Below are 16,160 nucleotides of genomic sequence, written 5' to 3' on the forward strand. Positions count from 1 at the left end.
GCAAACCGCTCAGGCGGTGATGTCGACATCCTTGGTTTCACGCACGAAGAACAGGCCGATGACGAAGGTCATCATCGCGATCACCACCGGGTACCACAGGCCGGAGTAAATGTTGCCGGTGAGCGCCACGATGCCGAACGACACCGAGGGCAGGAAGCCGCCGAACCAGCCGTTGCCGATGTGGTACGGCAGGCTCATCGAGGTGTAGCGGATCCTGGTGGGGAACATCTCCACCAGCCATGCGGCGATGGGGCCGTAGACCATGGTGACGTACAGCACCAGCAGGAACAGCAGCAGGATCAGCATCGGATAGTTGCTGTTGGCCGGTGCGGCCTTGGCCGGATAGCCGGCCTGATCCAGCACGCCACCGAGGCTGGCACCGAACGCCTTGGACTGGGCGGCGAACTCCGCCTTGGGCAACGCGGAGCCATCGAACGAATCGACCGACGCGCCGCCCACCGTCACCCTGGCCACCGAGCCGGCCGGCGCCGCCTCATTGGTGTACGGCACGCCGCGCTTGGCCAGCGTGCTCTTGGCGATGTCGCACGAGCTGGTGAACACCGAGGTACCGGTGAGGTTGATCTGCAGATGGCAGTCGGCCGGATCGGCCACCACCGTGATCGGTGCGCTGGCACTGGCCGCCTCGATCGCCGGGTTGCCGAAGTGGGTGAGGCCCTGGAAGATCGGGAAGTAAGTCAGCGCCGCCAGCAGGCAGCCGGCCAGCACCACCGGTTTGCGCCCGATCTTGTCCGACAGCCAGCCGAACACCACGAAGAACGGCGTGCCGATCAACAACGCCGCGGCAATCAGCAATTGCGTGGTGGTGGCGTCGATCCTCAGCGTGCTGCCAAGGAAATACATCGCGTAGAACTGGCCGCAGTACCACACCACGGCCTGGCCGGCGGTGGCGCCGAACAGCGCCAGCAGCACCAGCTTGAGGTTGCCCCAGCGGGCGAACGATTCGGTCAGCGGCGCCTTCGACGTCTTGCCTTCGTTCTTCATCTGCTGGAACACCGGCGACTCGGCCAGTTGCAGGCGGATGTAGACCGACACGATCAGCAGCAGCGACGACAACAGGAACGGCACGCGCCAGCCCCAGTCGTCGAACTTGTCACCCAGCAGCCACTTGCAGCCCAGAATCACCAGCAGCGACAGGAACAGGCCGAAGGTGGCGGTGATCTGGATGAAGCTGGTGTACAGGCCGCGTTTCCCCGGCGGCGCATGCTCGGCCACGTAGGTGGCGGCGCCGCCGTATTCGCCGCCCAGCGCCAGGCCCTGCAGCATGCGCAGCAGGATCAGGATCACCGGTGCGGCCACGCCGATCGAGCCGTAACTGGGCAGCAGGCCCACGAAGAAGGTGGACAGGCCCATGATCACGATGGTGATCAGGAAGGTGTATTTGCGGCCGACGAGGTCGCCCACGCGGCCGAACACCAGCGCGCCGAACGGGCGCACCGCGAAGCCGGCGGCGAAGGCCAGCAGGGCGAACACCAGCTGGCTGGCCTCGTTGAGACCGGAGAAGAACTGGTGGCCGATGATGACGGCCAACGAACCGTACAGATAAAAGTCGTACCACTCGAACACGGTACCCAGGCTGGATGCCAGGATCACCCGCTTGTGGCTGACGTCGAGCGCGGGACGCCCGTCAATCGCAGTGGTTGCCATGCTGTACTCCCCTTGGTAATGGATCGCCGCCCTCCCTCGCGGGGGGCGGCCATCGGTTCAAAGCCAGTGGCGCGCCGGCGAACCGGCGCCGGTCAGAACGAGTATTTGGCGGTGAACTGCAGCCGCTGCAGCTTGCCCGAGTTGTTGTTCTCCAGCACGCGGCGACCCCAGGCGTATTCCGCGCCGAGATCCACCTTGGGCAGGGGCGAATAGAGCAGGTTCACGTGCGCGCTTTCGGTGTGCCGGTTGGCCGCCGGGCCGGTCAGCGCCACGTCGTTGTCGATGCCGTTGCGCGCCACCATCAGGTTCATCCGCAGGCGGTCGTCGAACGCGTGGTGCCAGGCCAGATACGCGGCCCATACCCGGCGTGTCTCGATGTCGCTGGCGGCATTGAGCATGCCGTCGGCGGCGAAGTTGGCCAGCCCCACGTAGCGGCCGATGCCCTTGCCCACGGTGGCGCTGTAGCGCAAGTCATCGTTGCTGCCGAGCACGGCCTTGCCCATCACGCTGACACCGCCGGCAGTGGCGGTGCTGGTGCCGCTGGGCAACGCATCGTTGCGGCCATCGGTGCGCAGCTGGCGCAGCAGGCCGGCCACGCCGAAGAAGCCCCAGTCGCCCTTCCAGGTGTAGCGCGCGGTGAGGTCGGGCATCACGTTGTGGTCGGGCGAAAGCTGCGCGCTGCCGCCCTGGTAGGGCGTGACCGTGGTGTGCGGGTTTTCCAGCGCCACCGCGAAACCGCCACTGGTGTAGCGCAACTGGGCCTGGCGCACGAACACGGTGCCGTCGGTGACGCCGATGAAGTCGACCGCCTCGGGCAGCGCGTTCGGGTCCATGAAGTTGGTCCAGGTCTGGCCGGCCAGCCAGTTGTTCCAGTACAGGTAGGCGTGGCGCAGGGTGAGTCCGTAGCCGTTGCTGGCGTTCTCGTTGCCCAGCGAATTGCCGAAGAAATCCCACTCCAGGAAGGCGCCGACCTTGTCGCCGCCGTCGGTGAGGCTGTCCACGCCCACGCCGATGCGCGAGAACTTGGCGTGCATGTCGCTGTAGCTGGCCGACTTGCCGCCGATCGGCGTGGCGCCGGGCAGGTACAGGTCGCGCGCCGCGTTCTGGTCACCCGGATAGCCGTCCGTATGGGTGGACATGAAATCGGTCTTGATGAAGCCGCCGATCTTCACCTTGGTGTTGGCATACGCGTTGCCGGGTGTGGTCAGCACCACTTCGTGCGCGGCGGGAGCGGCGGCGACTGTCTTCGCCGGGACCGCGGCCGGGGCGCGCGTCTGCGCGGCCTGCGCCTGTACCAGGCTCTTCAGCTCGTTCAACTGCTGCTCCAGCTGCGCCACGCGCTGCTCGAGCTGTTGTTCGCGGGTGGCGTCCTGGGCGTGGCCGGCCAGGGGAAGCACCAACGCGCACGCCATGGCCAAGGGGAGCGCGGAATGACGGTAAGCGGTTCTCATGCATGCGTCTCCCCGAAGGGTTCGATGGAAGGACTCTCTCGATGGGCAACTCATCGTGGACTGGAGGCTTGCCGGGATCCGGGGTCGGCGAATCCCGAATCCCGTCTCCCCAATCCCGGCGTTTCCAGCATGGCCATGCTGCGACGCGCGGCGCTATTCGCCTTTGGTCGCTATTCGACCAAAGTCGATGCGCGCGGCCGCCTGCCGCCTCTCGGCGATGGGGCTACACTCGATCGTCAGGTGGCGTCGACGCCACCACGCCATCCATTCATCGATGCCGCCCATGCGGCGGCCAGCAGGAGGCCAGCCATGTCCAAGCTTTATCCGGTCAACCCCGAATTCGCCGCGGCGGCGCGCGTCAGCGCGGACGATTACGCGCGCCTTTACGACGAATCGATCAAGGACCCGGAAGGGTTCTGGAAGCGCATCGGCCAGCGCTTGGACTGGATCAAGCCACCGACGAAGATCAAGGATGTCTCGTTCGACCCGTCCGACCTGCACATCCGCTGGTACGAGGACGGCCAGCTCAACGTCAGCGCCAACTGCCTCGACCGCCAGCTGGAAAAGCGCGGCGACAAGGTGGCGATCATCTTCGAGGGCGACGACCCGAAGGACTCGCGCCGCATCACCTACCGCGAACTGCATGCCGAAGTGTGCAAGTTCGCCAACACGCTGAAAAACCTCGGCGTGGTCAAGGGCGACCGCATCGCGATCTACCTGCCGATGATTCCGGAGGCGGCCGTGGCGATGCTGGCCTGCGCCCGCATCGGCGCGATCCACTCGGTGGTGTTCGGCGGCTTCTCGCCCGATTCGCTGGCCGGCCGCATCGTCGACTCGAAAGCCAAGGTGGTGATCACCGCCGACGAAGGCCTGCGCGCCGGCAAGCACATCCCGCTGAAGGTCAACGTGGACGCCGCGCTGGAACGCCCCGGTACCAGCAGCGTGGAAACCGTGATCGTGGTGCGCCACACCGGCGGCCCGATCAACATGCAGTCGCCGCGCGACCGCTGGTACCACACGCTGATGGAGGGCCAGTCCACCGAGTGCGCACCCACCCCGGTCGAGGCCGAGCACCCGTTGTTCGTGCTGTACACCTCCGGCTCCACCGGCAAGCCCAAGGGCGTGCTGCACACCACTGGCGGCTACCTGGTCTACATCAGCTACACACACGAGCTGGTGTTCGACCTGCGCGAGGATGACGTCTACTGGTGCACCGCCGACGTGGGCTGGGTCACCGGCCACAGCTACGTGGTGTACGGCCCGCTGTGCAACGGCGCCACCACGGTGATGTTCGAAGGCGTGCCCAACTATCCCGACTACAGCCGTTTCTGGCAGGTGGTCGACAAGCACAAGGTCAGCATCTTCTACACCGCGCCCACCGCCATCCGCGCGCTGATGCGCGAGGGCGAGGAGCCGGTGAAGAAGACCTCGCGCAAGTCGCTGCGCGTGCTGGGCTCGGTCGGCGAACCGATCAACCCCGAGGCCTGGGAGTGGTACAACCGCGTGGTCGGCGAGAACCGCTGCCCCATCGTGGACACCTGGTGGCAGACCGAAACCGGCGGCATCATGATCTCGCCGCTGCCCGGCGCCATCGCCACCAAGCCCGGCTCCGCCACGCGACCGTTCTTCGGCATCACCCCCGCCATCGTCGATGCCGACGGCAAGGTGCTGGAAGGCGAAGCCGAGGGCAACCTGCTGATCACCACCTCATGGCCCGGCCAGGTGCGCACCATCTACGGCGACCACCAGCGCTTCATCGACACCTATTTCAGCGCCTATCCCGGCAACTACTTCTCGGGCGACGGCGTGCGCCGCGACGAGGACGGCTACTACTGGATCACCGGCCGCGTCGATGACGTGATCAACGTGTCAGGCCATCGCCTCGGCACCGCCGAGGTGGAAAGCGCGCTGGTGTCCCACCCGAAGGTGGCCGAGGCCGCCGTGGTCGGCTGCCCGCACGACATCAAGGGCCAGGGCATCTACGCCTACGTCACCCTGGTGGTCGGCGAAACCGGCAGCGACGACCTGCGCAAGGAACTGGTGGCCTGGGTGCGCAAGGAAATCGGCCCCATCGCCACGCCCGATTACCTGCAATGGGCCCCGGGCCTGCCCAAGACCCGCTCCGGCAAGATCATGCGCCGCATCCTGCGCAAGATCGGCGAGAACAAACCCGACCAGCTGGGCGACATCACCACCCTGGCCGACCCCGGCGTGGTGCAGAACCTGGTGGACGAGCGGTTGATCAAGTAGCGCCGGGAGTGGGGAATCGGGAATGGGGAATCGGTGCGCAATCACGCGCGTCCCCGCAAGCCCGCTTTTTACCATTCCCGATTCCCCACTCCCGATTCCCGGCAAATGACCGACATCCTGATCGCCGATGACCACCCGCTGTTTCGCGATGCGTTGCAGCGGGCGGTATTGACGGCGGTGCCGCAGGCGCAGGTGCATGCGGCCGACAGCGTGCATGCCTTGCTGGCGCTGATCGAGCGGTTACCCGATGCGGACCTGTTGCTGCTGGACCTGCACATGCCCGGTGCCCGCGGCTATTCCGCGCTGGCGCATATCCGCGGCCAGTATCCGGGCCTGCCGACCATCGTGGTCTCCGGTCATGAGGAACCGCAGGTGGCGCGCCGCGCACTGGGTCACGGCGCGTCCGCTTACATCCCCAAGTCCAGCCCCGGCGAAGACATCGTGGCGGCGATCCGCGCCGTGCTCGATGGCGACGTCTGGCTGCCGCCGACGCTGGTGGGCGCCGCGGCCGAACTGCCAGCGGACGAAGCCGCCGTCGCCGCCCAGGTGGCGACGTTGACCCCGCAGCAGTTCCGGGTGATGACGATGATCGCCGAGGGCCTGCTGAACAAGCAGATCGCCTGGGAGCTGGGCGTCTCCGAAGCCACGGTGAAGGCGCACATGACCGCGATCATGCGCAAGCTGGGGGTCGGCAACCGCACCCAGGTGGCATTGGTCGCCAGCCATCTGGCGGTGGATCAGCAAAGCCTGCCGCCGCTGCCGGACGGCACCGGCTGAGCGGCCGCGGTGCCAACGCCCGCAACGCCGGAAATTCGTACGGTCGTTTGGCCCGTTTTCCGGGATGATCGGCGCTTCCGGTTCAGCCTCATATACGGCTATTTGATTTTTCTTGCTTTTTTGTTGCAGCGCACTATAGTCGATACTCCCCTTTTTCCGGGATCGACAAATGGAACAACCGCGCGCACAGGGTCTCTACGACCCAAGCAATGAACATGACGCCTGTGGCGTGGGTTTCGTCGCCCATATCAAGGGTCGGAAAACGCACGAAATCGTCCAGCAGGGGTTGATGATCCTGCGCAACCTCGACCACCGCGGCGCCGTCGGCGCCGACCCGTTGATGGGCGATGGCGCCGGTATCCTGATCCAGATCCCCGACGGTTTCTACCGCGAGGAAATGGCGGCGCAGGGCGTTGTGCTGCCGCCCCCGGGCGAGTACGGCGTGGGCATGGTGTTCCTGCCCAAGGAACATGCCTCCCGGCTGGCCTGCGAGCAGGAGCTTGAGCGCACCGTGCACGCCGAGGGTCAGGTGGTGCTGGGCTGGCGCGACGTGCGCGTGGACGATTCGATGCCGATGTCGCCCGCGGTAAAGGCGCGCGAGCCGGTGATCCGCCAGATCTTCATCGGTCGCGGACCGGACATCATGGTGCCCGACGCGTTGGAGCGGAAGCTCTACGTGATCCGCAAGACCTCCAGCCACGCCATCCGCGCGCTGCACCTCAAGCACGGCCAGGAATACTTCGTGCCCTCGATGTCGACCCGCACGGTCGTCTACAAGGGCCTGCTGCTGGCCGGCCAGGTGGGCCAGTACTACCTCGACCTGGCCGACCCGCGCACGGTGTCGGCGCTGGCGATGGTGCACCAGCGCTTCTCCACCAACACCTTCCCCGCATGGGAGCTGGCCCACCCGTACCGCATGATCGCCCACAACGGCGAGATCAACACGGTCAAGGGCAACGTCAACTGGATCAATGCCCGCACCGGCGCGATCTCCTCGCCCGTGCTGGGCGACGACCTGCAGAAGCTGTGGCCGCTGATCTACCCGGGTCAGTCCGACACGGCGTCGTTCGACAACTGCCTCGAACTGCTGACGATGGGCGGCTACCCGCTGTCGCAGGCGATGATGATGATGATTCCCGAGGCCTGGGAACGTCACACGCTGATGGACGACAACCGCCGCGCGTTCTACGAGTACCACGCCGCGATGATGGAGCCGTGGGACGGCCCCGCCGCGATCGCCTTCACCGACGGCCGCCAAGTGGGCGCCACGCTGGACCGCAACGGCTTGCGCCCGGCCCGCTACGTGATCACCGACGACGACCTGGTGATCCTGGCCTCCGAGGCCGGTGTGCTGCCGGTGCCCGAATCGCGCATCGTGAAGAAGTGGCGGTTGCAGCCGGGCAAGATGCTGCTGATCGACATGGAAGCGGGCCGCATCATCGACGACAAGGAACTGAAGGACCAGCTGGCCAACGCCAAGCCGTACAAGCAGTGGATCGAACACATCCGCATCAAGCTGGACGACCTGCCGGCCGCGCGCACGGAGCCACGCTCCAGCGAGACCCTGCTGGATCGCCAGCAGGCGTTCGGCTACTCGCAGGAAGACCTGAAGTTCCAGCTGCTGCCGATGGCGCAGGCGGGCGAGGAAGCGATCGGCGCGATGGGCAACGACTCGCCGCTGGCCGTGCTGTCGGACAAGAACAAGTCGCTGTACCAGTACTTCCGCCAGCTGTTCGCGCAGGTCACCAACCCGTCGATCGACCCGATCCGCGAGCAGATGGTGATGTCGCTGGTGTCCTTCATCGGCCCGAAGCCGAACCTGCTGGACATCAACAACATCAACCCGCCGTTGCGGCTTGAGGTATCGCAGCCGGTGCTGGACTTCGCCGAGATGGCCAAGATCCGCGACATCGAGCGCTACTCCAAGGGCAAGTTCCGCAGCTTCGAGCTGGACATCACCTACCCCGCGGCATGGGGCAAGGCCGGCATCGAGGCGCGGCTGGCGTCGCTGTGCGCCCAGGCCACCGACGCGATCCGCCTTGGCCACAACATCCTGATCGTCTCCGACCGCGGCGCCAGCCGCGAGCGCGTGGCCATCCCGGCGCTGCTGGCCACCTCCGCCGTGCACCAGCACCTGGTGACGATGGGCCTGCGCACCAGCACCGGCCTGGTGGTGGAAACCGGCTCGGCGCGCGAAGTGCACCACTTCGCCCTGCTGGCCGGCTACGGCGCCGAAGCGATCCACCCGTACCTGGCGATGGAAACCCTGGTGCACGCTTGCGCCAGCGGCGAGGTGAAGCCCGAAAAGGCGATCACCAACTACATCAAGGCGATCAACAAGGGCTTGCAGAAGGTGATGTCCAAGATGGGCATCTCCACCTACATGTCCTACACCGGCGCGCAGATCTTCGAGGCGGTGGGCCTGAACCGCGAGCTGATCGACAAGTACTTCACCGGCACCACCTCGAACATCGAGGGCATCGGCCTGTTCGAAGTGGCCGAGGAAGCCCTGCGCACACACGCCGCTGCCTACAGCGACGATCCGGTGCTGGCCGACCGACTGGACCCGGGCGGTGAGTACGCCTGGCGCGTGCGCGGCGACGAGCACATGTGGACGCCGGACGTGGTGGCCAAGCTGCAGCACGCCACGCGTTCCAACAACGGCCAGACGTACAAGGAGTACGCGCAGCTCATCAACGACCAGTCCAAGCGCCACATGACGCTGCGCGGGCTGTTCGAGTTCCGCATCGATCCGGCCGCGGCGATCCCGCTGGACGAGGTCGAGCCGGCGAAGGAAATCGTCAAGCGCTTCGTCACCGGCGCGATGTCGCTGGGCTCGATCTCCACCGAGGCGCACACCACGCTGGCGATCGCGATGAACCGTATCGGCGGCAAGTCCAACACCGGCGAAGGCGGTGAGGACGAGGCGCGCTACCAGAACGAACAACGCGGCATCGCGATCAAGCAGGGCGACACCGTTGCCGGCCTGCTCGGCGCGGCGCACATCGAGCGCGACCTGGTGCTGCAGGATGGCGATTCGCTGCGTTCGCGCATCAAGCAGGTGGCCTCGGGCCGCTTCGGCGTCACCGCCGCCTACCTGATGTCCGCCGACCAGATCCAGATCAAGATCTCGCAGGGCGCCAAGCCGGGTGAAGGCGGCCAGCTGCCGGGCCACAAGGTGTCCGACTACATCGCGCAGCTGCGCTTCTCGGTGCCGGGCGTCGGGCTGATCTCGCCGCCGCCGCATCACGACATCTACTCCATCGAGGACCTGGCCCAGCTCATCCACGACCTGAAGAACTGCAACCCGCAGGCGTCGATCTCGGTGAAGCTGGTGTCCGAAGTGGGCGTGGGCACGGTGGCTGCGGGCGTGGCCAAGTGCAAGGCCGACCATGTGGTGATCGCCGGCCACGACGGCGGCACCGGCGCTTCGCCGTGGTCGTCGATCAAGCACGCCGGCACGCCGTGGGAACTGGGCCTGGCCGAAACCCAGCAGACGCTGGTGCTGAACCACCTGCGCGGACGCATCCGCGTGCAGGCCGACGGCCAGATGAAGACCGGCCGCGACGTGGTGATCGGTGCGCTGCTGGGCGCCGACGAGTTCGGCTTCGCCACCGCGCCGCTGGTGGTGGAAGGCTGCATCATGATGCGCAAATGCCACCTCAACACCTGCCCGGTCGGCGTGGCCACGCAGGACCCGGTGCTGCGCAAGAAGTTCTCGGGCAAGCCCGAGCACGTGGTGAATTACTTCTTCTTCGTCGCCGAGGAAGCCCGCGCGCTGATGGCGCAACTGGGCATCCGCCGCTTCGAGGACCTGGTCGGTCGTGCCGACCTGCTCGACACGCGCCAGAGCATCGCGCACTGGAAGGCCGGTGGACTGGACTTCAGTCGCGTGTTCCATCGCCCGGACGTTCCCGCGGACGTGGCCGTGCGCCATGTCGCCGAGCAGGATCACGGCCTGGATCGCGCCACCGGCAAGGCGCTCGACCACACCCTGATCGACAAGGCGCGGCCGGCGCTGGAGCATGGCGAAAAGACCAGCTTCATCGTCAGCGTGCGCAACGTCAATCGCACCGTCGGCACCATGCTGTCCGGTGAGGTAGCGCGTCGCTACGGCCACGTCGGCTTGCCGGACGACACCATCCACATCCAGCTGGACGGTGTCGGCGGGCAAAGCTTCGGCGCGTTCCTGGCCCGCGGCATCACCCTGGACCTGGTCGGCGAAGCCAACGACTACGTGGGCAAGGGCCTGTCCGGCGGCCGCATCGTCGTTCGCTCGCCGAACGACTTCCACGGCTTCGGCCCCGAGCACATCATCGTGGGCAACACCGTGCTGTACGGCGCCACCGAAGGCGAGGCGTATTTCAACGGCGTGGCCGGCGAACGCTTCGCGGTGCGCAATTCGGGCAGCACCGCGGTGGTCGAGGGCGTGGGCGACCACGGCTGCGAATACATGACCGGCGGCACCGTGGTGGTGCTGGGCGATACCGGCCGCAACTTCGCCGCCGGCATGTCCGGTGGCGTGGCCTACGTCTACGACCCCGACGGCGTCTTCGAGCACAAATGCAACCTGGCGATGGTCGGCATCGAGCCGCTGCTGTCGGGCGTGGAGCAGGAACTGCGCATCCCGCGCGAGTTGTGGCATGCCGCCTCGCGCGGCGGCGCCACCGAAACCGACGAGGCGATCGTGCGGCGGCTGGTGGAGGCGCATTTCCGCTACACCGGCAGCTTCCGCGCCAAGGAGATCCTGCACGACTGGCCGGCCGCGCGCTCGCGTTTCGTCAAGGTGATGCCGGCCGAATACCGCCGCGCACTTTCCGAACTGCACCAGCGCGCCGTACTGGCATCCACCGAGAAGGCCACGGCCTGAGCCGCGAAGGAATAGACAATGGGCAAGATCACTGGCTTTCTCGAATACCCCCGTCAGGTGGAAACCGCCGAGGTACCCGTGCAGCGGGTCAAGCACTGGCGCGAATTCACCCAGCAGCTGACCGATGAGCAGGCGAAAATCCAGGGCGCGCGCTGCATGGATTGCGGCACCCCGTTCTGTCACCACGGCTGCCCGGTCAACAACATCATTCCGGACTTCAACGACCTGGTGTACCGGCAGGACTGGAAGCACGCGATCGAGGTGCTGCATTCCACCAACAACTTCCCCGAGTTCACCGGCCGCATCTGCCCCGCCCCGTGCGAGGCCGCCTGCACGCTGAACATCAACAGCGACGCGGTGGGCATCAAGTCGATCGAGCACAAGATCATCGACAAGGCGTGGGAGGAAGGCTGGGTGACGCCGCAGCCGGCCGCCGTCAGGACCGGCTGGAAAGTCGCCGTGGTCGGTTCCGGCCCGGCCGGCCTGGCCGCCGCGCAGCAGTTGGCACGGGTGGGCCACGCGGTGACCGTGTTCGAGAAGAACGACCGCGTCGGTGGCTTGCTGCGCTACGGCATCCCCGATTTCAAGCTGGAAAAGAGCCATATCGATCGGCGCGTGAAGCAGATGAGCGCCGAGGGTGTGCAGTTCCGCACCAGCGTCTTCGTGGGTGCGGCGGCAGACGCCGCCCGCTACGGCAAGGTCGAGGCGGTTACGCCCGAGCAATTGCAGGCCGAGTTCGATGCGGTGATCATCGCCGGCGGCTCCGAAACCCCGCGCGATCTGCCGGTGCCCGGGCGCGAGCTCAAGGGTGTCCATTTCGCGATGGATTTCCTGCCGCAGCAGAACAAGGTGGTGGCCGGTGACCGGCTGAAGCACCAGATGCTGGCCACCGCCAGGAAAGTCGTGGTGATCGGCGGCGGCGATACCGGCTCCGACTGCGTGGGCACCTCCAACCGCCAGGGCGCGATTTCGGTAACCCAGTTCGAGCTGCTGCCGCAACCGCCCGCACAGGAAAACAAGCCACTGGTGTGGCCGTACTGGCCGCTGCGCCTGCGCACCTCGACCTCGCATGAGGAAGGTTGCCAGCGCGACTGGTCCGTGGCCACCAAACGCTTCAACGACGACGGCAAGGGCAACGTGAAGAGCCTCACCGGCGTACGGCTGGAATGGAAGGACGGCAAGATGGGCGAGGTCGCCGGCAGCGAATTCGAGATTGCCGCTGACCTGGTGCTGCTGGCGATGGGCTTCGTGTCCCCCGTGCAGGCGGTGCTGGATGCGTTCGGCGTGGACAAGGACGCCCGTGGCAATGCCAAGGCCAGCACCGACGGCGCCGCTTCCTACCGCACCAGCGTCGACAAGGTGTTTGCCGCCGGCGACATGCGTCGCGGGCAATCGCTGGTGGTCTGGGCGATCCGCGAGGGGCGCCAGTGCGCTCACGCCGTGGACGAATTCCTGATGGGCGTGTCGACCCTGCCGCGTTGAGCTGATACCGGCGATACGCCGCGCGTCATCCGGCGCGCGGCGTGGTGATTACCTGCCGAACTCCCGCCCGTTGTCAGTCGCCGCTGGCCTGCGGCCGCAACGGCGATGCCAGCAAGGCCCGCAACGCCGCCGGTTTCACCGGCTTTTGCAGCAGCGGATAACCCAACGCCCGCGCCCGCTGTTTCAACTCGACACTGCCATCGGCGGTGATGATGGCGGCTGGCGGCAGCTGCGCAAACTCGACCCGCAATTGCTCCAATACCTGCAAGCCATCGGTATCGTCGGCCAGATGGTAGTCGGCGAGGATCAGGTCGACCGGCCCGCGTTGCAACTCGATGCGCGCCTGCGCCACGTCCACCGCGGTGCGGCAATCCACGCCCCAGCGGCCGAGCAGCGCGCGCATGCCATCGAGGATGGATTCGTCGTTGTCCAGGCACAGCACGGTCAACGGCAGTCGTGCATCCGGCCCACGCTGCAGGATCTTGTGCCGCCGCGGCGCCACCGGTTCATTGCGCGGCACGGTGACCGCGAAGCAGCTGCCATGGCCGAGGCGCGAATGCAGGTCGAGGCGATGGCCGAGGATGCCGGCCAGGCGATCGCAGATCGACAGGCCCAGTCCCAACCCTTTCTCGCCCCACGGTGACGGCTGCTCCAGCCGCTGGAACTCGTCGAAGATGCGCGCCCGCTGCTCCGCCGCAATGCCGGGGCCCGAGTCCCACACTTCGATCCGCACCTCGTCGCCCACCCGCCGCGCACCCAGCAGCACGCCGCCCTGGCGCGTGTAGCGCAAGGCATTGGAGAGAAAGTTCTGCAGCACGCGCCGCAGCAGCTGCGGATCGCTGCGCACGGCGAGGCGGGTGGCCGCCACCCGCAGTTTCAGGCCACGTTGCTCGGCCACCACGGCGAACTGCGCCTGCAGCGATTCGAACAATTCCGCCAGCGCGAAGCCGCTCACTTCGGGCCGGTAGCTGCCGGTGTCCAGGCGCGACGTATCGAGCAGGGCATCGAGCAGGTCTTCGGCGGAGCGGAACGAGGCGTCGATGCGTTCGGCCAGCTGACTGGCTTCGGCGTCCAGCCCCGGATGCTGGCGCAGGGCCGACGTGAACAGCCGCGCCGCGTTCAGCGGTTGCAGCAAATCGTGGCTGGCCGCGGCCAGGAAGCGGGTCTTGGAGATGTTGGCCGTTTCCGCCGCGCGGCGGGCATGCGCCGTGGCGACCAGCGATTCGGACAGCTCCGCGGTGCGCTGCTCCACCCGCAATTCCAGTGTTTCGTTGGCCTCGATCAAGGCTTGCTCGGCGTGCTTGTAGGCGGTGACATCGGTATACGTGGTGACGTAGCCGCCGCCCGGAAGCGCGCGCCCGCGCATCTCGATCACCGTGCCATCGGGTCGTATGCGCTGGAACAGGTGCGACGAGCCGGCCCGCATGTAGTCGATGCGTTTGGCCACATGGCCGTCCACTTCGCCGGGGCCGCATTCGCCGAGCTCCGCGTTGCGGCGGATCAGGTCGGCCACCGGAACGCCCACGTGGACCATGCCGTCGGGGTAGTCGAAGAGTTCCAGGTAGCGGCGGTTCCAGGCGACCAGGCGCATGTTCGCGTCGACCACGCTGATTCCCTGCGACACGTTCTCCAGCGTGGTCGACAGCAGCTCGCGGTTGAAGCGCAGCTCCTGCGACGCCTCGTCCATCAGCGCCATCGATTCGGCCAGGTCCAGCCCGCTACCGGACAGGGCGCCGATCAGGATGCGCCGCGCGTTGGCCGCGCCCACCGCCGATGCCAGCAATCGCTCGGTGTACTGGATCAACGCCCGATCCGCCGTCTCGCCCGCCAGCAGCGGCCGCTCGCGCCGCGTCCCGTATTCATCGAACGCCCGCCGGGCGCTGCGCTCGCCCACGATGCGTTCGGCGATCGTGCGCAGGTCGCCCACCACCACGCGGCCGCGCCAATCGCCCGGACCACCCCGCCCGGCCGGATCGGCATCGATGAACACCGCCGCGTGCAGGCGCTCCTCCAGACTGGGCCGAAAGCGCAGTGACACGAACACCAGGCAACCCACGTTCACCAGCAACGACCAGAACGTGCCGTGCATCACCGGGTCCCAGCCGCTGAGCTGGAACAGCGCCTGCGGACGCAGCCAGCCCAGGCCGAGCGGGCCATGCTGCAGCCACGCACCCGAACGACTCAGCGCCGGCAGCAGCAAGGTGTAGCCCCAGACCGCGAAGCCACTGAGCAAACCGGTAACCACGCCACGGCGACTGGCCCCGCGCCAGTACAGGGCAGCGATCAGCGCGGGTGCGAACTGCGCCACCGCAGCGAAGGCCAGCAGTCCGGTAGCCGCCAGGTTTTCCGCATTGGCCGCCAGCCGGTAGTAGACGTAGGCCATCAGCGCCAATGCCACGATGGCCACCCGCCGCACGGCCAGCACCAGTTGCGACAAGTCATCGCGCTGTTCCAGCCGCAGCCAGCGGATGCGCAACAACGCGGGCATCACCAGGTCGTTGCTGATCATGGTGGACAGTGCCACCGAGGCCACGATCACCATGCCGGTTGCCGCGGAGAATCCACCGATGAAAGCCAGCAGGGCGACGCCGCTGTCCCCGTACGCCAGCGGCAGCGTGAGCACCCACGCATCGGCGGCGCCATCGCGCACAAGAGGCATGTGCGTGCCCGCCGCCACGATGGGCAACACCGCCATGCTGATGATGGCCAGGTAGATCGGCACCATCCAGCGCGCGCGCTTCAGGTCATCGACCTCCTCGCACTCCACCACGCCGATCTGGAACTGGCGCGGCAGGCAGAACATGGCGCAGAACGCCAGCATGGTCTGCGCCAGAAAGCCCGACGAGAGCCCATGGCTGAGCTGGTCCATCGGCAGCTGCACCGTGGCCACCAGACCCGGCCCACGCCACAGCGCGTAACCGGCCAAAGCCACGAAGGCCACCAGCTTGATCAACGACTCCAGCGCGATCGCCAGCATCATGCCGTGATGGTGCTCGGTCGCATCGATGCTGCGCGTACCGAACAGGATCGCGAACACCGCCAGCAGCGCCGCGCACCACAACGCGCTGTCTACCCCATCCGCCGGCAGCGGCGCCGATGCATGCCCGCCGAGCACGCCATACGACATGGCCACGGCCTTGAACTGCAGCGCGATGTACGGCACCACGGCAGTCACCGCGATGACCGCCACCAGCGCCGCCAGGCCATGGGACTTGCCGAACCGCGCGCCGATGAAGTCGGCGATGGAAGTGATGTTGCGCTGGCCCACGATGCGCACGATCCGCTGCATCAAGCCGAAGCCGAACAGGAACAACAAGACCGGTCCCAGGTAGATCGGCAGGTAGGCCAGGCCGTCACGCGCCGCCGTTCCGACCGCACCGTAGAACGTCCACGAGGAGCAATACACCGCCAGCGCGAGGCTGTAGATGACGGGACGCAGTTTCGGCTGGCGCGGATAGAGCGGCCGGCGATCACCCGCGTAGGCAACCACGAACAACACGCCCACATACAGGAGCGATACCAGCAGCAGCAGCCAACCCTGTATCAAGCCCCTCTCCCGGCAAGCGAACGATGCTGCCTCGATGACGTTTCGCGTGCGGCGTCGACGTCGAAAAACCTCCGACGGCACCGACCCGTGGCGGCTTGCGCGGCAGCCGGCCGAGCCG

7 protein-coding genes are annotated in these 16,160 nt (G+C 66.9%); 4 read left to right on the plus strand and 3 right to left on the minus strand.

Translation table 11 applies throughout. The features are described 5' to 3' along the window. Positions 1-9 precede the first annotated feature (9 nt). Entirely contained in the window at positions 10-1,665 is a 1,656-nt protein-coding gene (locus UU9_RS14280; RefSeq protein WP_007082476.1) for an MFS transporter, read from the minus strand. 92 nt (positions 1,666-1,757) lie between these two features. Then, positions 1,758-3,116, minus strand: a complete 1,359-nt coding sequence (locus tag UU9_RS14285; protein WP_007082477.1) for a DcaP family trimeric outer membrane transporter — start codon at positions 3,114-3,116, stop codon at positions 1,758-1,760. A gap of 309 nt (positions 3,117-3,425) precedes the next feature. On the opposite strand from UU9_RS14285, the gene acs reads away from it, so the two are divergent. The 4 genes from acs (at position 3,426) to UU9_RS14305 (ending at position 12,495) form a co-directional block, all read left to right on the plus strand. Further along, the gene (gene acs, locus UU9_RS14290; RefSeq protein WP_007082478.1) at positions 3,426-5,366 is read left to right on the plus strand and encodes an acetate--CoA ligase; all 1,941 of its coding nucleotides are present in this window, start codon (positions 3,426-3,428) and stop codon (positions 5,364-5,366) included. Positions 5,367-5,471: 105 nt separating this feature from the next. Next, entirely contained in the window at positions 5,472-6,143 is a 672-nt protein-coding gene (locus UU9_RS14295) for a response regulator transcription factor (RefSeq protein ID WP_007082479.1), read from the plus strand. Between the two features lie 169 nt (positions 6,144-6,312). Beyond that, positions 6,313-11,013 (plus strand): glutamate synthase-related protein, encoded by a 4,701-nt coding sequence (locus tag UU9_RS14300; protein ID WP_007082480.1) that lies wholly within the window; start codon positions 6,313-6,315, stop codon positions 11,011-11,013. A gap of 18 nt (positions 11,014-11,031) precedes the next feature. Beyond that, positions 11,032-12,495, plus strand: coding sequence for a glutamate synthase subunit beta (locus UU9_RS14305; protein WP_007082481.1), 1,464 nt, complete (start codon positions 11,032-11,034; stop codon positions 12,493-12,495). A gap of 73 nt (positions 12,496-12,568) precedes the next feature. On the opposite strand, the gene UU9_RS14310 is transcribed toward UU9_RS14305, so the two are convergent. Then, entirely contained in the window at positions 12,569-16,042 is a 3,474-nt protein-coding gene (locus UU9_RS14310) for a hybrid sensor histidine kinase/response regulator (protein WP_007082482.1), read from the minus strand. Positions 16,043-16,160 lie beyond the last annotated feature (118 nt).

Source organism: Rhodanobacter fulvus Jip2, assembly GCF_000264315.1.
GTDB lineage: Bacteria > Pseudomonadota > Gammaproteobacteria > Xanthomonadales > Rhodanobacteraceae > Rhodanobacter > Rhodanobacter fulvus.